Source organism: Nonomuraea sp. NPDC052129 (assembly GCF_040680095.1).
Classification (GTDB): domain Bacteria; phylum Actinomycetota; class Actinomycetes; order Streptosporangiales; family Streptosporangiaceae; genus Nonomuraea.
This window is the reverse complement of sequence record NZ_JBFAVX010000010.1, coordinates 155,705-173,230: the sequence shown is the minus strand read 5'-3', so window position 1 is coordinate 173,230 and position 17,526 is coordinate 155,705. Positions and strand designations below refer to the sequence as shown.

Sequence of the window (17,526 nt, the reverse complement as noted above, 5' to 3'; positions counted from 1 at the left end):
GTGAGGATTCTCAGTCCGGTGAGGTGGGAATTGGATTCCGTGTCCCCGCCGACGACCTCAAGCTATAGGGGCGGTCGTGACCGGACAAGGCGGATCCCCAGGAGTTCGGGGTGGCGCGCCGAGAGTAGTACGGGGGGTATCTAAAGTACCAATGCCGACTACAACTTTCGGATACCGCCCTTACCGGATCTCTTACCGAGGGCCACAATCCGGTCATGGTCAGCTTATCGGTGTCCAATCAAGCGCCAGGTGTCACCGCCCTGCGATCCAGTGCGCGGGTGCTCCGGCTGTGCTTCGTCGAGGCCCGTCCTGCCGTACTCGCCGTGTCCACCCTTCGATTCATGACCGGAGCCGTGCTCGCCCTCCCGGTCTCGTCGGTGCCGGAACCGGCGAAAGTGCTGCAGGGGGCCGCGGCCTGGGTTCTGTCGATCTTCGCCATCTACCTGCTCAACGGCGTCACCGACGTCACGGAGGACCGGGTCAACGGGTCGGGCCGGCCGATCGCCCGCGGTGACCTCGCCCCGCGGACCGCGGCCGTGGTCGCCGCCGTCGCGGCCGTTCTCTCGATCGCCGCGACCGCCGGACTGCCCCCGGCGCTGACCTGGATCGTCGGGCTCAACCTGGTGCTCGGCTACCTCTACTCGGCGCCGCCGTTCCACCTCAAGAGCGGCTCGACCGGCACGGTCGTGGTGCTGTGCACGTCGGGGCTGCTGTCGTACTGGGGCGGGCTGACCGCCGTCACCGGCGGCGAGAGCCTGTCCACGCCGAAGGGCCTGATCGTGTTCGCGGTCGCCGCCACCTGCTGGATGGCCTTCGTGGGCGTACCCGCCAAGGATCTGTCCGACATCGAGGGAGACGCCGCGGCGGGCCGGCGGACCATCGCGGTGACCTGCGGAGAGCGGAAGTCACGTCATTGCATGTACGTCGCCGCGCTCACGCTGGCCGCCGCGCTCGGCGTGGCCGTCGTGTTCTTCCGCGTGCCGCTCGCCGGTGTCTGCCTCGCCATGGCGGCGGGCACGGTCGCGGTGATCGCGGCGGGCCAATCAGCCGCCAAGGGCGGAAGTGATCAACAGCGCCGACCTTACAGGGCGTTCATGGTGACGCAGCACCTAGTTCACATTACCGCGCTGATCTCTAATATCTGACCTTATATGTTGCTTTGGTGAGGCACCTGCGAGATAGTTGGGGCACGCGCGTCCCATGGCCAAGGGGGCTCCTTGGATGCGGCATACGATGCTGAGAACGACCCTGCGAGATTCGTTGATGCTTGTCGAGAAGAAATCCTCAGGGAATTCGAGTCGCAGCTCCAGGCCACCGGCAACGCGCTCTCCGCGGATCCGCGCGCCACGCACCAAGCCGTAATGACCGCCGAGTTCGTCCTCGACGATGTGGCGGCCACGCTCCGTGCCGGAAAAGTGCAGGTCAACGAGCTCTATAAGTTCCACGCATGGGAAGTCGGCACTACTCGCGCCTCGAGCGGAGTTCATCCGAAAGCCTCTCTTGAGGCGGGCTCACTTTTTTTCCGGGTTGCTCTGAGTCACCTCGCGCGGCGAATAGCCGTCGAGGCCGGCTCGCCGGCCGAAGCATTCACACTCGTGGCCACCGGAATGGAGGAGAGCCTCTCCCGGCGAATCCGCGAGTCCGCCGAGAGCTATCACCGCTTCCTGCTCAACCAAGTGCAGGAGGCCCAGGGGGAGGAGCGCCGCCGCATCGCCCGTGAGCTGCACGATCGCATCGGCCATGGGATCAGCGTCGCGCACCAGCAGCTCGCTCTGTCGGAGGTGCACCGGGCCAGCGACCCGGCACGGGCGGAGGTCAAGGTCGGGGTCGCTCAGCAGGCCATCCAGGAGACGATGGAGAACCTGCGGCAGATAACCTCCGAGCTGCATCCCCAGGTCCCCGTGAGGAGTCTGGAGAAGGCGCTGCTCAGTTTCCTGGAGGCGGTCGAGGACGATGTCGTGTCCGTCGGCCTCGATGTGAACGGTGACGAGTCATGGGCGGAGCCGAGGGTCCTCGACGAGGCGTTCCTCATCATCCGGGAGGCCGCCCGCAACGCCCTCAGCCACGCCGGGCCCTCGGTGATCCTCATGCGGGTGGACATCGCGCCGCACGAGCTCAGCGCGACCGTCCAGGACAACGGGCAGGGCTTCGACCCGTCGTGCGCCCGCGAGCGTGGCGGCGTGGGCCTGACATCCATGCGGGAGCGCGCCGAGTTACTCGGGGGCAATGTGGCCATCTCCAGCGTCCCGGGCAACGGCTGTCTCGTCGAGCTCCTCATCCCTCTCAAGAGACAGCCCCATGAACCGGACCGACCGTAACACCAAGATCAGCGTCGCCATCGTGGACGACCATGCCCTCTTCCGCGAGGGCCTGCGCGAGATCCTCGAAGCCTCCGGCGACATGAGCATCGTCGGGGAGGCCGGCGACTCCGCGACCGCGCTGGCCGTCGTCCTCGAGACCCGGCCCGACGTGGTCCTGCTCGACGTGGAGATCCCCGGTGACGAGGTGACCGAGACGGTCACCCGGATCCGGTGCCTGTCCCCGGAGACGCAGATCATCATCCTGAGCATGTACGACGGGCCGCAGCTGCTCACCAGGCTGCTGGCCGCGGGCATCCGCGGTTACCTGCTCAAGAGCGTCCACCGGCACGAGCTGATCGCGGCGATCAGGAGCGTGTACGAGGACCCGGCGCGGGTGGTGCTCGCGGTGTCGCGCCACAGCCTCGCGCACGTGGAGGGGCCGGCGCCCGGCGTGCTGTCGCAGAAGGAGCAGGAGGTGCTCCAACTGGCCGCGCAGGCGCTCAGCAACGGGCAGATCGCCCGCCGGCTCGGGCTCGCCGAGGCGACCGTGAAGCGGCACATGCGCAACATCTTCGTCAAGCTCAACGCCGTCTCCAGGATCGACGCCGTCAACAAGGCGCTCGCCGCGTCCCTGATCTCGCCCCAAAGCCGGACCGATCCCGACTGAGCTCTGACCCCGTCAGAGCAGGAGTGAGCCCGACTGGTTCGCGCCGCCGGCCGGCAGGATGCCGGCCAGCCGGTCGCGGGTTTCCGGCGTCAGGCGGACACCGGAGGCGGCCAGATTCATCTCCAGGTGAACCGGGTCGCGGGTGCTCGGCACGGGCACGACGTGATCGCCGTGGGAGAGCAGCCAGGCCAGCGCCAGCCGGCCGGCGCCCAGGTCGAGCTGCGCCGCCGCGGCCTCGATCTGCCGCAGCGGACGCGTGCTCAGCCGCAGGTGCTCCTGCTGGAAGCGCGGGTCCTCGTACCTCCAGTCGTCGATGCCGAGCTGGAGCGGCGACCTGATCCGGCCGGTGAGGAAGCCGCGGCCGAGCGGGCGGGCGGCGACCACGCCGAGGCCGAGCCGCCGTGCCTCGTCGAGGAGCTCCGGCGGGGCGTGCGGGCCCCAGAGCGAGTACTCCAGGGCGAGCGCGGTGACGGGATGCACGGCGTGCGCCCGCCGTACCTGGCCGACCGTGGCGTTGGTCAGCCCGAGATGACGGATCTTGCCCGCCCGCACGAGCTCCGACAGCCGGGACACGGCCTCCTCCACCGGGGTGCGGTCGTCCCGGCAGTGCAGGTAGTACAGGTCGACGCAGTCCACGCCGAGGCGTCGCAGCGACGCCTCGCAGGCCCGCGCCAGATGGTCGGGGCTCGCGTCGAACTCGATCGGCTCGCCGGGGCCGCCGCGGCGCACGCCGCCGCGTGTCGAGACCACCACCTCGTCGCGCCGCCCGGCGATGGCGCGGCCCACGAGGCGTTCCACCTCTCCGGCGGCGTAGAAGTCGGCGGTGTCCAGGAGCGTCACGCCGCCGTCCAAGGCCCGGCGAATCAGCCCGAGCGCCTCATCGCCGTCGATGGGGCCATAGGCGCCGCTGAGGGCCAGCGAGCCGAGTCCGATGTTCGAGATGTCCGGCCCATCTCGTCCCAGCCTCGTGTAACGCAATTGGGCCGCCTTAGTGTGCCAATCGCAGACTGCTGCATTTCTATTGATACCTAGCATCACTCAAAGCGCGGTCAAAGACCGGTCAAAGTCGGATCCAGCGTTACGGATCGGCTTTGCGTTGAGGTGGAAGCTAGGTATTTATCCTCTTATATATACGTTTTGCGGGGCCCCCTGGATGACAGGAGTTCTGCCCGTACCCGCTGACCTGGGAACTCCTTCGGAGACGGCCCTGACCTGCGACGACCCCTAGACGTCCCCCCTACTTCCGAGGACGGCGCCCCATAAAGTAGTTAAGTGTGCTTTCGCAGGGATATGCTGCTGTATAAGCTGTGCAGGTGGTCGTTGGAGGGTCGGGTGGCGGGAGGTTGCTGGCGGTCAGCGACCTCCATGTGGCCTTCTCCGAGAACAGGGCCGTCGTCCAGAACGTCTTTCCGTATTCGGCCGACGACTGGCTGCTGATCGCCGGAGATGTCGCCGAGCGGTTCGCCGACATCGAATGGGCGTTGACCCTTCTCAAGAGCCGTTTCTCCACGGTCGTCTGGACGCCCGGAAACCACGAGTTGTGGACGCCGCGCGACGATCCGATCCAGTTACGGGGCGAGCACCGCTACCTCGCCCTGGTGGAGATGTGCCGGGGCCTCGGCGTGCTGACGCCGGAGGATCCCTATCCGGTCTGGACGGGGCTCGGCGGTCCGGTGACCGTCGCCCCGCTGTTCCTGCTCTACGACTACACCTTCGGCGCGAACGGCGCGGGCAAGCGCCTTGCACTGGAACGCGCGCACGAGGCGGGCGTCGTCTGCACCGACGAATATCTGCTGCATCCGGACCCCTACCCGACCCGCGACGCCTGGTGCCGGGCGCGGCTCGCGGAGACCCGGCGCCGCCTCGGCGAGCGGGATCCGCGCCTGCCCACCGTCCTGGTCAACCACTATCCGCTCGTCCGCGAGCCGACCCGGATCCTGCGGCACCCGGAGTTCGCCCTGTGGTGCGGGACCGAGCGGACCGCCACCTGGCCCCTGCACTATGACGCGGTCGCGGTCGTCTACGGGCATCTGCACATCCCTCGCACGACGTTCCACGACGGGGTGCGCTTCGAAGAGGTCTCTCTGGGCTATCCGCGCGAGTGGGTCCCGCGCGGGCGCACCGGCGGCCCGCTCAGGACCGTACTTCCAGCTCCGGAGTGAAGATGATCGAGCACATCCTGCCCGCGACGGTCAAGGCGTACGACACCTTCGACGACCCGCCCGGGACGATGCTCTTCCCGGAGGAGGAACGGCTGATCCAGCGGGCCGTGGACAAGCGGCGCAAGGAGTTCACGACGGCGCGGCTGTGCGCGCGCAAGGCGATGGAACGGCTCGGCGTGGCGCCGGTGCCCGTGCTGTCGGGGCTGCGCGGCGAGCCGCTGTGGCCGCTGGGCGTCATCGGGAGCATCACCCACTGCGCCGGCTACCGGGCCGCCGCGCTCGCCCAGGCGGCGGGGACGATCGGCATCGACGCCGAGCCCGACAAGCCGCTGGCCGCAGGGGTCGTGGAGGCCATCTCGCTGCCGCAGGAGCGTGACATGCTCCGCGCTCTGGCCGCCGAGCACCCTGGGATGAGCTGGGACCGGCTGCTGTTCTGCGCCAAGGAGTCGGTGTACAAGGCCTGGTTCCCGCTGGCGAAGCGGTGGCTCGACTTCCAGGACGCGGCGATCACGGTGGACCCGGTGCGGCGGACGTTCACCGCACGCCTCCTGGTTCTCGGGCCCCGCTGGCAGGGGCAACGGCTGGGCGGCTTCACCGGCCGGTGGATGACCGGCAACGGCCTGATCGTGACGGCCATCGCCGTCCTGGCCCCGCAGCCGGCCGTCCAGAGCAGCGGCCCGGCCCGGTGAACTTCCCCCGGTGAGCTTCTTGCGCTGAGCACAATGCGGAAGGCCATCACACCGAATGGTGTGATGGCCTTTCGCGTTCCGGGGGTGCAACGGCGGAGAACTGTGCATCGCCTCCCGAGCGGACAAAGTGCCGGTCAATCCGTCTGAGTTGAATCCTAGGACCGCCGGAATAGGTTTCCGACCCCTAGGTGACCCCTGGAGACGGCCATGGGGTGCGGATCCGGCGGCACCCCTATCGAGTGGGTTCGGCCTCCCGTCAGGGGCCGCTTAGGGGTGACTCGGCCCGGGAGCCGTTACTAGCTTTGTGAGTAGTGCATATCCCGAGTTATCGGCGGGAGAGATTCCCACATGGCGCGACAATATCTTTATCAGGCCGGGACGGAACGCTGATGGCACTCGAATTCCATGTCCTCGGCCCGCTTCGGGTGTTCGACGACGGCGAAGAGCTGCAGATCTGCGCGAACAGGGAGCTGGCGATCCTGGCCAGCCTGGTCCTGAACGCCAACCGGGTCGTCAGCGTCGACCGGCTGATCGAGACCGTCTGGGCCGGCTCGGCGCCGCAGAGCGCGGGGCGGCAGATCGCCATCTGCGTGTCGCGGCTGCGCAGGACCCTAGGGGCCGCGGCGATCGAGACCTCCAGCCCCGGCTACCTGCTGCGGGTCTCGGCCGAGGACATCGACTGGCTGCGGTTCGGGGCGCTGGTGGCGCGGGCGCGCGGCCAGGCGGCGGGCGGGGCCCGCGAGGACGCCGTCCTGCTGCTGCGCGAGGCGCTCGCGCTGTGGCGGGGCAACCCGTTCGAGGACATTCGCGGCCTGCGGTACGACGTCGCGCGGATGGAGGAGTCCCGTCTTGAGGCCCTGGAGGCGTGCCTTGAGCTGGAGATCGACCTGGGGCACCACCACCGGGTGATCCCCGAACTGCTGGCCCTCGTAGCGGAATGCCCGTTCCGGGAGCGGGTCCGGGCCCAACTCATGCTGGCGCAGTACCGGGCCGGCCGGCGGGCCGAGGCGTTGCGCACCTACCAGGAGACGCGCCGCTACCTGCTGGAGCAGATCGGCCTCGAACCGGGCCCGGCGCTGCGGCGGCTGCACGACCAGGTGCTCCGCGACGAGTCCGGGCTCATGCGGCCCGCCGCCCACCGAGCGTCCGGCGCGGGGCCGGTCGTACCGTCGCAGCTGCCCCCGCAGGTGCTGCCGTACGTCGGCCGCACGGGCGAGCTCGCCGCGCTGGACGCGGCGCTGCGGCCCGAGCCCGAGGTCGCGATGCCGGGGACGATGGTCCTGAGCGGCCCGCGCGGGGTGGGCAAGTCGGCGCTGGCGCTGCGCTGGGCGCACGCCAGGATCGACTGGTTCCCGGACGGGCAGCTGTACGCCGACATGCGCGGCGTGTCCGCCGGCGCGGTGGTCGATCGGTTCCTGCGGGCGCTCGGCGTGCCCGCCCAGGACATCCCCCTCGACCCCGCCGAGAAGCTGGCGCTCTACCGCAGCTGTACGGCGCGCAGGCGGCTGCTCGTGGTGCTCGACGACGTCAAGGACAGCGCCCAGGTGCTGCCGCTGCTTCCCGGCGGCGCCAACTGCCGGGTGATCGTCACCAGCGCCGACCCGCTCGACGACCTCGTGGCCAGGCAGGGCGCGCACCGCGAGTTCGTCCGCCCGCTCCCGGCCGAGGCGGCGCGGGAGCTCGCCGACATGCTCGTCGGCGCGCCCTACACGCCGACCGTGGCCCAGGCTGTCACCGACCTGGTCGCCACGTCGTCAGGCAACCCCCTGTCCGTACGCCTCGGGGCCGCGCAGATGCGTACGCGGGCCCGCCACCATCACGACCTGGCCAGGATGGCGCCCAACGCGCCGGCCAGCGCGGCCTGCGACGCCGCGCCGCCGGGCGAACGCCAGCCGACATGACCGTCGGGGCGGACCAGCACGGCCCCGGTGTCGCCGACGCCGTACTCCTCCGCCCAGGTCGGGGAGGTGAGCGGCGCGTCGGGCTCGCTCTCGCCCGCGCGGGAGATCTCGACGACGGACAGCGAGACGCCGAGCCGGTGCGCCGCCTCCTTGGCGGGCTGGACCCACCCGCTGCCGGTCGGGGTCATGAGGGTGAAGGCCGGGCCCAGCAGATCGAGCGTCGACACCCTGCCCTCCCGGGAGGTCAGCCAGACGTGGGGGGCGCGGTGGCCGGGGCGGGCCGTCGGGACGTACGTACGGTAGGGATCCGCCGGTGCCGGGTCCGGCGTGCCGTCGGGCACCACCGCGGCCGACTCGTAGCAGAAGCCCAGGATCAGGCCCTCGGAGCTGCGGCGCTCGGCCTGCTGCTCGATCGCCTGGCCCATCGACAGCTGCCCTTGCATCATGCGCAGGGTGATCAAGGCATTGGTCAGGCTCTCGTCCACCGTCCTGACGGATATGGGGCGGCGCTCGGCGTCGTACGTGGCCAGCAGTTCCGCACCGGCCGTCCCGGTGAGGACGGCGGCCAGCTTCCAGGCGAGATTGTGCGCGTCCTGGATGCCGCAGTTCATCCCGAACCCGCCCTGCGGGGTGGTCGCGTGCGCGGCGTCGCCGGCCAGGAAGACCGGGCCGCCGCGGAACCCGGTCGCCACCACCGCCTGCTGCAGCCACGGCATGACCCCGACGACGGTGACGGGCAGGTGGGGAAGGCCGACGGCCGAGCGTACCGCCGCCACGCACGCCTCTTCGGTGAAGTCGGCCGCGCTGCCGCCGGTGCTCGGGTCGTAGCCGGTCTGGATCATCCAGCGCCGCTTGTTGTCGACCGCCTCCACCGCGCACGGCGGGTCGCTGCGCAGGAACGACAGCGCCACCCGGCGGTCGGCGGGCAGCTCACCGAGGTCGGCGTCGAACATGACGCTGACCATGTGTCCCAGCGGTGGCGGCCCCACGACCTCGATCCCGAGCCGCTCCCGGATCCCGCTGCGACTCCCGTCGGCCGCCACGAGATAACGCGCCCGCACGAGCATCGGCCCGTCCCCGTCGCCGTTCCAGCTCCCGGGCTCGGTCACGGGGTCGGGAGCCTGCCCGATCCTGGGTCCCGCCGCTGGTCCGGTCATGGATGCGGTCGTGGGCTCGATGGTCGCCTCCACACCGTCGGCGGTGACGCGGAGGTCTGTCATGGCGGTCGCGAAGCGGACGTCGGACCGTGGGTGGGACTCGGCGACCCTGCGCAGGATCACTTCGAGGATGTCCTGCGAGCAGAGGTAGGTGTACGTGGGGCTCTGCGGCGCGTCCCGGTCGATCGCCGCCGCGGCCCGCACGAAGTCATCGGCGGCCAGCGAGGTGCCGACGCCGACCGCCAGCACGTCCTCGCGGGGCATTCCCGCGCCCTCAACCTCCTCGGCGATTCCCCAGGACCGGAAGATTTCCATGGTTCTGGTGGAAATGAGGCGCGCTTTCGGGAAAATCGCGGTCCCCGGGTGTCTCTCCACGAGAAGGGAGGATATTCCGTGCCGGGAGAGCTCGATGGATGCCGCCAGGCCGACCGGCCCGCCACCGACGATAAGAACCTCAACATCGACCTCGTGCATGTTGTTAGCGTCGTATATCTGCTTATCGCCGTCAATGCATGGATAACCGGATGATACAGGCGTGATATCCGCCTTTAGTAGCTTTATCAGTGCAGGTACCAATTGTTTGGTATGCGCATTGTCAAACCCCTGGAGACGATGATGCTCTTTGCCGAAGGCTCCGTGGCCCTGGTTACGGGCGGGTCGCGCGGCATCGGCCGGGCGGTCGCGCTCGACCTGGCCCGGGAGGGTGCCCACGTCGTGGTCAACTACGCCCGTTCGGAGGCGGACGCCGAGGAGGTCGTCGCCCTGATCGGGAAAGAGGGCGGCAGCGCGACGGCCGTGCGCGCCGATGTAACGGACGAGGCCGAGGTACGGCGGATGTTCCAGGGTGTACGAGCCGATCACGGCCGCCTGGACGTGCTGGTGACGAGCGCCGGCATCACGCTGGACCGCTATCTCGTCGCCATGAGTCTGGAACAGTTCCGCGGGCCCATCGACACCAACGTCACCGGCACCTTCCTGACCTGCCGGGAGGCGCTGCGCATCATGCAGCACCAACGGCGGGGCGCGATCGTGACCGTGTCCTCGACCAGCGGGCTGGACGGCGGCTTCCCCGGCCAGACGAACTACGTGGCCTCCAAGGGCGCGATCATCGCCTTCACCCAGGCGCTGTCGAACGAGGCGGCCCCGCACGGGATCCGGGCCAACGTGGTGGCGCCCGGGTTCGTGACCACCGACATGACGCGCAAGGTGCCCGCCAAGATCAGGAAGGACTACGAGACGCGGATCCGGCTGGGCCGCATGGGCCGGCCGGAGGAGATCGCGACGATCGTGAGCTTCCTCGCCTCTGACAAGGCGTCGTACATGTCCGGCGCGGTGGTGGTCGCCCACGGCGGCGGCCTCGGCTGACCCGCCGCGTCGCGAGTCCACCCGCCGCGAAACCACCCGCTGAGCCCCACTCGCTGAGTCCCCACTTGCCGAGCCCACCCGCTGTGAGCCGATCCCGGCACGAACCGTGAACCAGTCCCCGACCGCAAGCCCCTGTCACGAGGCACATGGAGGATGGATGACCCTCGACCAGCTCCGCGCGAAGGCCGCCGAGCGCCGGCAGACGTGCACCCAGATCAAGAAGATGATCGTGTCCCGGCTCGACCTGGAGATCGAGCCGGACTGGATCACCGACGACCAGCCGCTCTTCGGGCGCGGCCTCGAACTCGACAGCCTCGACGTCCTGGAGTTGTACGTCGCCATCGAGGCCGAATTCGGCGTGGCGCTGTATGACAGCGAGATGGCCGTCTTCGGCTCGGTGTCGCGGCTGGCGGACGAGGTCAACCCCGCTCTGCGGGCGACGCCATGACGATCGGCGCCACCCAGCTCGCCTCGGCCACGGCGGCGGCCACGGCCTCGGCCACAGTCGCGGTCTCGGCAGCGGCTACGGCGACGGGCACGGCCGCGGCGAAAGCCGCCACGAGGGCGCAGGCGGTCAGGTCGGCGGCCACGGCGACCGGGCTGAACCATGACCAGATCAGGCAGGTGCTCCCGCACCGCTGGCCGATGCTCCTGCTCGACCGGGTCAGCAGGGTGGAGCCGGGCGTCAAGGGCATCGCGACCAAGAACGTCGCCGGAACCGAGCTCTGGTTCCAGGGCCACTTCCCGACCGCGGCCGTGCTGCCCGGCATCGTGATCATCGAAGCGCTGGCCCAGCTCGCCGGGGTGGTCTTCGCCCTGGCGGGCGCGAGCGAGATCAGCTACCTGGCCGGGGTCAGGTCGATGCGGTTCCGCCGCCCCGTCGTCCCCGGCGACCAGCTGACCCTGTCGGCCGAGCGGACCGGGGGCGGCGCCGGGTTCGCCGAGTACCGGGTGTCGGCGCGGGTGGACGGCCAGGTCGCCGCCGAAGGAAACCTCACGATCGCCGATCCGGCGGGTCAACGTTCCGTACGAAAGGTGTGAAGCATGGCTACCGTCCTCGCGAACCTGCATCCGGAGGGCACCGTCTACGGCGAGGTGGGTGACAGCTCGGTCCCGCTGCGCTTCTCCGAGTCGGCCGACGAGTACCGGGTGCTCAGGGAGCGCGCCGCCGTCCTCGACCTGGGCGGGAACCGCCTCATCGAGATCACCGGGCCCGCGGCCGTGGACTTCGCGCAGCGGCTGCTCGCCCGCGACGTGGAGTACCTCACCTCGGAGCGCTGCATGATGAGCCTGGTCCTGGACGAGTCCGGGCAGGTCGTCGACCAGGTGCTGGCCTTCGGCAGGGAGAACGGGATCCTGCTGGAGAGCTCCTGCGGCGCCGGTACGCGCCTGCTGGAGCACCTGGAGGAGCACAACGACGAGGGCGTGGTGATCACCGACCGGTCGGCCGACCTCACGGTCCTGGCCCTGGAGGGGCCGTACGCCTGGGGCGTGGTCGGGCGGCTGATCGACGGCGAGCTGGCCTCGCTGCCGTTCGAGTCGGTGGTGGAGACCGAGTGGAACGGCACCGAGATCATCTTCGCCCGCACCGGCTTTACCGGCGAGTACGGCTACCAGATGATCGTGCCCACCGAGTCCGCGGCCGAGCTGTGGTGCCAGGCGCTTGAGCACGCGGGAGCGGCCGGCCAGGAGGCCCTGGAGCTGGCCATGCTGGAGGTACGCCAGCCGATCCCGCGCCATGAGGCGACGGCGGGTGCGAGCGTGATCGAGATCGGCGCCAACTGGCTGGTCGACGTCACCAAGGACGAGTTCGTCGGCAGGCAGGCGGTGCTGGCGGCGTTCGAGTCGGGCCAGGGCCGCCGCACGGTCGGCTTCACCGGCGGCGACGCCATCCCCGAGGCGGGCGCCAGGGTGCTGGCCGGCGGCCAGGACATCGGCGAGGTGGTGCACGCGGTGCGCAGCGCCGGCTTGGGCGCCACGCTCGGGCTGGCCAGGGTCGACGCCGAACTGGCCGCCGCCGGGCTGGAGTTCACCGTTGACGGCGTCGAGGTGACCACGCTGACCAGCCCGTACATCGTGCCCAAGAGCTGGAGCATCCCGATCATCTGATCGGCCTTCTGAGAAGGAGACAAGCATGGCGCTGCGGCCTGTCGTCGTCACCGGCCTGGGCATCATCTGTGCGATCGGCCGCGATCCCGCGGAGTTCTGGCAGCGGCTCGTGTCGGGCACCGGCGGTCTCACGCCGGTCCTGGACGAGAACTTCGCGGTGTTCGAGGCGCGGCACGCGGGCCAGGTACCCGACGAGTGGATCGACGGGGGGCTACCGGAGTCCGACGCCGGCCTGGACCGTACCGCCCGGCTCGCGTTGATCGCCGCCCGCCAGGCGATTGAGCGGGCGGGCCTGACCGGCGCGGACCCCGACCGGTTCGGCATCATCCTCGGCAAGTGCCAGGCGACCCCCGACGCGGCGGGTCGTTATCAGCCCATGCACCGCACCGAGGACGTGGTCGCGGACCGGCTCGGCATGCGCGGCCCGCGCATCCTGGTGTCCACCGCCTGCGCGGCGGGCGGCAACGCCGTCGGCCTCGCCAAGGACAAGATCCTCACCGGCGAGGCCGACGTCGTCCTGGCCGGGGGTGTGGACCCGCTGCTGTTCGGCACGTACGCGGGCTTCGCCGGGCTCAAGGCGCTCAGCACCGGCCCGTGCCGCCCGTACAGCCACTCCGACGGGCTCAACCTCGGCGAGGGAGCGGCGTTCCTGCTGCTGGAGCCGCTGGACCGGGCGCTGGCGAGAGGCGCCACGCCGCTGGCGGAGGTCGCCGGCTACGGCCTGTCGGCCGACGCCTACCACGCCACCGCACCCGACCCCACGGGGCGGGGAGGGGCGAGCGCGGTACGGCGGGCGCTCGCGGACGCGGGCCTGACCACGGACGACGTGGGCTACGTGAGCGGTCACGGCACCGGCACCCCCGCCAACGACGCCATGGAGGCCAAGGTCATGCGGGTGGTGTTCGGCGAGCGGGCCGGGCGGGTGCCCACCAGCAGCATCAAGTCGTTCGTCGGCCATACGCTGGGCGCCGCCGGCGCGGTGGAGGCCGTCGCGAGCGTGCTGGCCCTGCGGCACGGCACCGCGCCGCCCACCATCGGCTTCGCCGACGACGCCGTACCGGGTGACCTGGACTTCGTGCCCAACGTGGCACGGGAGCTGCCGTTCGACACCGTGGTGTCGAACAACTACGCGTTCGGCGGCAACAACGTCTCGCTCGTGCTGACGACGCCACGGGCCGCGCGGGAGTACGACGAGCTGCCGGAGGCGGCGGCCGTGATCACCGGGCTCGGACCCGTCAGCGGGCTGGGCACCGGCATCGGCGAGGTGGCCGAGGCGATCGTCACCGGGCGCCAGGCGGCCGGGCAGGCGCCGTCGCTCGACGGGCGGACGTTCGCGCCGCGCTCGCTGTGGCGGCACATGAACCACCTGTCCAGGATGGCTATCGCCGCCTCCCGGCTGGCCTGGGAGGACGCCGGGCTGCAGCTGCCCAGGAAGGAGCTCGACGACGTCGGGCTGGTGTTCGCCACGGGCGCCGGGTCGGCGGAGAGCACCGGCGGGTTCGACGAGAGCATCGCCGCCAACCCGAACAAGCCGGCCGTGCTGAGCTTCTCCAACGTCGTGCTGAACGCCACCGGCGGCGCGGTCTGCCAGACGCTCGGCCTGCGCGGGCCCACCACCACGATCTGCAACGGCGGCGCCTCGGCCTCGATCGCCCTCGACTGCGCGCTGGAGATGATCAGGGCGGGCAAGGCGGACGTGGTGCTGGTGGTCGCGGCCGACGAGACGGTCGTCACGACTGTCGGCGACGCCGTGGTGTCGCCGTACGACCGGCGGCACTCCGGCACGGTTCCAGGGTCGGCGGCGGTGGCCTTCCTGGTGGAGTCGGCCGAGCACTGCACGAGACGTGGCGGCCGGCCGTACGCGCGGGTCATGGGGACCGGCCACGCGAGCGGCGGGGATCTGGTGGCGCGGGTGCTCGCCCGGCTGCCCGGTGCCCGGCCCGAGCTGGTGGTCGGTGCGGGCACCGGTGTGCCGGACGATGCCGAGGAGTCGGCCGCGGTGCTGGCCGCTCTGCCCGACGCGGTGCTCACCACGTCGGTGGGACTCACCGGCGACTGCCAGGCCGCCACCGGCGCGATGAACATCGTCATGGCCGCCCTGGCGATCCGCGACGGGATCGCGCCCGCCCTCACCGGGCTGGTCGAGCCGCACGCGGGCGAGCCGGCCTCGTACGTGACCAAGCCGGACCTGCCCGACCCGATCGGCCAGGCGCTGGTGCTGACCGCCGCGCCCGGCTCGGTGCGCGGCGCCGTGCTGCTGGGGGCGCCATGACTGTGATTTTGAAGTCGGAGATCCTCGGCCCCGCGCAGGCACCGCCCTTCGACGTGGCCGAGACGGACCGGCTGCTGACCACCACCCGGTCGGTGCGGCGGCGGCTCGACCTGGACCGGCCAGTGCCCCGCGAGGTCGTACAGGAGGCCCTCCAGGTCGCCGTCCAGGCCCCGACCGCCAACAACCACCAGAACTGGCGCTGGCTGGTGATCACCGACCCGGCGGTCAAGGAGCGGATCGCCGAGATGATCTCGACCTCCTGGACGTTCCACCGCAACGACATGTGGACGAACGCGGGCAGACGTCGCAACAACCGGCAGGCCCGCAAGAACTACGACTCGGCCGAGGCGCTGGTCGAGACCATCGGGCGGGTGCCCGTTCTGGTCATGCCCTGCGTCCTGGGCCGCCCGCCGGACATCGAGGCCATCAACACGGCCTGGGACCGGCGGATGGCCGACAAGGTCCCCGAGGACCCGGGACACCTGGTCCAGCACGGCCCGATGCGGGCGAGCATCTTCTACGGCTCCATCTTCCCGGCGATCTGGTCGTTCCAGCTGGCACTGCGCAGCCGGGGCCTCGGCAGCACGATCACCTGCATGCACGTCCCCCACGAGCGTCAGGTGGGCGAGCTGCTCGGCATCCCGACCGGGGTCACCCAGGTGTGCCTGATCCCGGTCGCCTACACGCTCGGCACCGAGTTCCGGCCGGCGGATCGGTACGGGGCCCACGAACGTACGTACTGGGAGAGGTGGGAGGCATGACCGTCGACTACGCCGACGTCGTCATTGCCGGAGGCGGCATCGCGGGCGCCTCGGCGGCCTGCAAGCTGGCCGCCGGCGGGCTGTCCGTCGTGCTGCTGGAGAAGCAGGAGGAGTACCGGGACCTGGTCCGCGGCGAGTGGCTGGCCCCCTGGGGGATCAGGGAGGCGCAGCGGCTGGGCGTCTACGACTGCTTCGGGGCGGGCGGCGGCTGGGAGATCCGGGAATGGATGACCTGGGACGAGGCCGTCACCGAGGACGAGGTCGAAGCGGTGGACATGACCCGCTTCATCCCCGGCATCGGCGGGCCGATGTCGTTCCCGCACCACCAGGTGTGCGAACTGATGGCGGCGCAGGCCGTGGACAGCGGCGCCCGACTGGTGCTTGACGCGGCCCGGGTCACCGTCACGCCGGGTCGCGAGCCGGTGGTGACCTACCAGACCGAAGAGGGCCCGCAGGAGATCCGGGCCAGGATGGTGCTCGGCGCAACGGGCCGGGGCAACACCGTCGGCCGTCAGATCGGCGTCCGGATGCGCAACTCCATGCACCACTGGGGCGGCGGCATGATGGTCGAGGGCATGGACGGCTGGCCCGCCGACGTCCAGGCCATGGGCACCGAGGGCGACGTCATGTTCATGGTGTTCCCCCAGGGCTATGGCCGGGCCCGCCTCTACCTGAACTTCCCCACGGTCAACAAGCTCCGCTACCGCGGTCCCGGCGGCGTCGAGCGCTTCCTGGCCGCTTTCGAGCTCGACTGCCTGCCCGACAGGGGCAAGGCGGTGACCGAGGCCGTACCGGCGGGCCCGCTGTCGGTGTGGCCGTCGGTGTCCAGCGTCCCTGAGGGGCCGCCGCTGACCGAGGGCGTGGTGCTGATCGGCGACGAGGCCGGCAACGCCGACACCGTGCTCGGCACCGGGCTCTCCTGCGCCCTGCGCGACTCCCGTACCGTCTGCGACATCCTGCTCGGCGGCGACGACTGGTCGCCCGCGGCGTTCGCGCCGTACCTGGAGGAGCGGGACTTCCGCCTGGAGCGCCTCGACTTCGGCGCGTCGATCATCAGCAGGCTGCACGTGGAGTTCGGGCCCGCGGCCACGGAACGGCGGCGCCGGGTCCGCAAGCTCATGGCCAAGAACTTCGCCGCGCAGGTGACCGGGCTGCTCAACATGGTCGCCCCTGAGGACGTGCCGGAGTTCGGTTTCAGCGAGTTCTTCGCCGAGCGGTTGTTCAGGGAGACGGCATGAACAAGAAGAGAGTCCAGGTCAACGACGTCGAGCTCGCCTACGTGGACGAGGGCGAAGGCGATCCCGTCATCCTGCTCCACGGCTTCCCCGACTCCTCCTACCTGTGGCGGCACCAGATCCCGGCCCTGGTCGAGGGCGGCTTCCGGGTGATCGCGCCGGACCTGCGCGGGTTCGGCGACTCCGGCAAGCCGCAGGAGATCGAGGCGTACGGGATGCAGACGATCGTCAACGACGTCGTCGCCCTGACCATGAAGCTCGGCATCCGCCGGCCGCACATCGTCGGCCACGACTGGGGCGCGGCCATCGCCTGGATGTACGCCTTCCTGATGCCCCGCAGGCTCGACCACCTCGCGGTGCTGTCGGTCGGGCATCCGGGCGTCTTCGCCACTCCGTCGCTGGAGCAGCGGATGGCCTCCTGGTACATGCTCTTCTACCAGTTCCCCGGCGTGAGCGAGAAGCTGCTGCGGCGCAACGGATGGCGGCTGTTCAAGGAGATCATGGGCCGCGACGGCGACTACGACCGTTACCTGCGCGACCTGGCCCGGCCCGGCGCCCTGACGGCGGGCCTGAACTGGTACCGCGCCAACCGCTCGCCCGAGGCCGAATTGCGGCCGGCCCGCCCCTTCCCGCCCGTGCTGGCGCCCACGCTCGGCATCTGGGGAGCGGGGGACAAGGCGCTGCTGGAGGAGGGCATGTCGGCCTCCGGCAAGTACGTGAAGGGGCCCTGGCGCTACGAGCGCGTCGAGGACGCGGGCCACTGGCTCCCGCTCGACGCCCCCGATGAGGTGAACAAGCTGCTCCTCGGCTTCCTCGGCACCGAGCAGGCCGCGCACGAGGAGAGGCGACCGCGCAGGCGGCTGTAGGCGAAAGGAGAGTTTAGGCGAGAGGGAGTTTGGGCGAAAGGA

General features: G+C 70.5%; 17 protein-coding genes. 15 read left to right on the top strand and 2 right to left on the bottom strand.

All coding sequences use genetic code 11. From position 1 onward, the window contains the following. Positions 1-215 precede the first annotated feature (215 nt). From AB0L53_RS23550 to AB0L53_RS23540, 3 genes are all read left to right on the top strand, one after another. Positions 216-1,145, top strand: coding sequence for a UbiA family prenyltransferase (locus AB0L53_RS23550; protein WP_363997392.1), 930 nt, complete (start codon positions 216-218; stop codon positions 1,143-1,145). A 450-nt stretch (positions 1,146-1,595) separates the two neighbouring features. Next, a complete protein-coding gene (locus AB0L53_RS23545; protein ID WP_363997389.1) occupies positions 1,596-2,318 on the top strand; it encodes a sensor histidine kinase in 723 nt (240 codons plus the stop codon). Beyond that, entirely contained in the window at positions 2,299-2,967 is a 669-nt protein-coding gene (locus AB0L53_RS23540; protein ID WP_363997386.1) for a response regulator transcription factor, read from the top strand. The genes AB0L53_RS23545 and AB0L53_RS23540 overlap by 20 nt, the downstream gene beginning before the upstream one ends. 12 nt (positions 2,968-2,979) lie before the next feature. Here the strand turns inward: AB0L53_RS23540 and AB0L53_RS23535 are convergent, their stop codons facing one another. Further along, positions 2,980-3,945, bottom strand: coding sequence for an aldo/keto reductase (locus tag AB0L53_RS23535; RefSeq protein WP_363997383.1), 966 nt, complete (start codon positions 3,943-3,945; stop codon positions 2,980-2,982). 335 nt (positions 3,946-4,280) lie between these two features. On the opposite strand from AB0L53_RS23535, the gene AB0L53_RS23530 reads away from it, so the two are divergent. The 3 genes from AB0L53_RS23530 to AB0L53_RS23520 all read left to right on the top strand — a co-directional run bounded on the left by AB0L53_RS23530 (position 4,281) and on the right by AB0L53_RS23520 (position 7,719). Continuing rightward, positions 4,281-5,129, top strand: coding sequence for a metallophosphoesterase (locus AB0L53_RS23530; protein ID WP_363997381.1), 849 nt, complete (start codon positions 4,281-4,283; stop codon positions 5,127-5,129). 2 nt (positions 5,130-5,131) lie between these two features. Next, positions 5,132-5,818: a 4'-phosphopantetheinyl transferase superfamily protein gene (locus tag AB0L53_RS23525; RefSeq protein ID WP_363997378.1), complete on the top strand. Its 687-nt coding sequence runs from the start codon at positions 5,132-5,134 to the stop codon at positions 5,816-5,818. Between the two features lie 389 nt (positions 5,819-6,207). Beyond that, complete coding sequence (locus AB0L53_RS23520) at positions 6,208-7,719, top strand: BTAD domain-containing putative transcriptional regulator (RefSeq protein WP_363997375.1); 1,512 nt, start codon at positions 6,208-6,210, stop codon at positions 7,717-7,719. On the opposite strand, the gene AB0L53_RS23515 is transcribed toward AB0L53_RS23520, so the two are convergent. Then, a complete protein-coding gene (locus tag AB0L53_RS23515) occupies positions 7,635-9,287 on the bottom strand; it encodes an FAD-dependent monooxygenase (RefSeq protein WP_363997751.1) in 1,653 nt (550 codons plus the stop codon). The two genes, AB0L53_RS23520 and AB0L53_RS23515, sit on opposite strands and share 85 nt — an antisense overlap. Between AB0L53_RS23515 and AB0L53_RS23510 the strand changes: the two genes are divergently transcribed. The 9 genes from AB0L53_RS23510 (at position 9,270) to AB0L53_RS23470 (ending at position 17,484) form a co-directional block, all read left to right on the top strand. Then, a complete protein-coding gene (locus tag AB0L53_RS23510; RefSeq protein WP_358537564.1) occupies positions 9,270-9,404 on the top strand; it encodes a hypothetical protein in 135 nt (44 codons plus the stop codon). The two genes, AB0L53_RS23515 and AB0L53_RS23510, sit on opposite strands and share 18 nt — an antisense overlap. Before the next feature lie 57 nt (positions 9,405-9,461). Continuing rightward, complete coding sequence (locus tag AB0L53_RS23505) at positions 9,462-10,241, top strand: 3-oxoacyl-ACP reductase family protein (protein WP_357647233.1); 780 nt, start codon at positions 9,462-9,464, stop codon at positions 10,239-10,241. Between the two features lie 157 nt (positions 10,242-10,398). Then, complete coding sequence (locus AB0L53_RS23500; RefSeq protein WP_225290089.1) at positions 10,399-10,689, top strand: phosphopantetheine-binding protein; 291 nt, start codon at positions 10,399-10,401, stop codon at positions 10,687-10,689. Then, positions 10,686-11,282 (top strand): 3-hydroxyacyl-ACP dehydratase FabZ, encoded by a 597-nt coding sequence (gene fabZ, locus AB0L53_RS23495; protein ID WP_363997371.1) that lies wholly within the window; start codon positions 10,686-10,688, stop codon positions 11,280-11,282. Before AB0L53_RS23500 ends, fabZ begins: the two co-directional genes overlap by 4 nt. A gap of 3 nt (positions 11,283-11,285) precedes the next feature. Next, the gene (locus AB0L53_RS23490) at positions 11,286-12,350 is read left to right on the top strand and encodes a glycine cleavage T C-terminal barrel domain-containing protein (protein ID WP_363997368.1); all 1,065 of its coding nucleotides are present in this window, start codon (positions 11,286-11,288) and stop codon (positions 12,348-12,350) included. 25 nt (positions 12,351-12,375) lie between these two features. Beyond that, positions 12,376-14,622: a beta-ketoacyl-[acyl-carrier-protein] synthase family protein gene (locus tag AB0L53_RS23485; protein WP_363997365.1), complete on the top strand. Its 2,247-nt coding sequence runs from the start codon at positions 12,376-12,378 to the stop codon at positions 14,620-14,622. Beyond that, the gene (locus AB0L53_RS23480) at positions 14,619-15,383 is read left to right on the top strand and encodes a nitroreductase family protein (RefSeq protein WP_363997362.1); all 765 of its coding nucleotides are present in this window, start codon (positions 14,619-14,621) and stop codon (positions 15,381-15,383) included. Before AB0L53_RS23485 ends, AB0L53_RS23480 begins: the two co-directional genes overlap by 4 nt. Continuing rightward, on the top strand, positions 15,380-16,621 hold the full coding sequence (locus AB0L53_RS23475; protein WP_357942045.1) for an FAD-dependent oxidoreductase: 1,242 nt from the start codon (positions 15,380-15,382) through the stop codon (positions 16,619-16,621). The genes AB0L53_RS23480 and AB0L53_RS23475 overlap by 4 nt, the downstream gene beginning before the upstream one ends. Next, complete coding sequence (locus tag AB0L53_RS23470) at positions 16,618-17,484, top strand: alpha/beta fold hydrolase (protein ID WP_363997359.1); 867 nt, start codon at positions 16,618-16,620, stop codon at positions 17,482-17,484. Before AB0L53_RS23475 ends, AB0L53_RS23470 begins: the two co-directional genes overlap by 4 nt. Positions 17,485-17,526 lie beyond the last annotated feature (42 nt).

Bases quoted from the DNA above. Each gene is read 5' to 3' on its own strand.
- AB0L53_RS23520 (WP_363997375.1), top strand. From the start codon at position 6,208: ATGGCACTCGAATTCCATGTCCTCGGCCCGCTTCGGGTGTTCGACGAC.
- AB0L53_RS23475 (WP_357942045.1), top strand. From the start codon at position 15,380: ATGACCGTCGACTACGCCGACGTCGTCATTGCCGGAGGCGGCATCGCG.
- AB0L53_RS23480 (WP_363997362.1), top strand. From the start codon at position 14,619: ATGACTGTGATTTTGAAGTCGGAGATCCTCGGCCCCGCGCAGGCACCG.
- AB0L53_RS23550 (WP_363997392.1), top strand. From the start codon at position 216: ATGGTCAGCTTATCGGTGTCCAATCAAGCGCCAGGTGTCACCGCCCTG.
- AB0L53_RS23525 (WP_363997378.1), top strand. From the start codon at position 5,132: ATGATCGAGCACATCCTGCCCGCGACGGTCAAGGCGTACGACACCTTC.
- fabZ (WP_363997371.1), top strand. From the start codon at position 10,686: ATGACGATCGGCGCCACCCAGCTCGCCTCGGCCACGGCGGCGGCCACG.
- AB0L53_RS23485 (WP_363997365.1), top strand. From the start codon at position 12,376: ATGGCGCTGCGGCCTGTCGTCGTCACCGGCCTGGGCATCATCTGTGCG.
- AB0L53_RS23470 (WP_363997359.1), top strand. From the start codon at position 16,618: ATGAACAAGAAGAGAGTCCAGGTCAACGACGTCGAGCTCGCCTACGTG.
- AB0L53_RS23490 (WP_363997368.1), top strand. From the start codon at position 11,286: ATGGCTACCGTCCTCGCGAACCTGCATCCGGAGGGCACCGTCTACGGC.
- AB0L53_RS23540 (WP_363997386.1), top strand. From the start codon at position 2,299: ATGAACCGGACCGACCGTAACACCAAGATCAGCGTCGCCATCGTGGAC.
- AB0L53_RS23500 (WP_225290089.1), top strand. From the start codon at position 10,399: ATGACCCTCGACCAGCTCCGCGCGAAGGCCGCCGAGCGCCGGCAGACG.
- AB0L53_RS23505 (WP_357647233.1), top strand. From the start codon at position 9,462: ATGCGCATTGTCAAACCCCTGGAGACGATGATGCTCTTTGCCGAAGGC.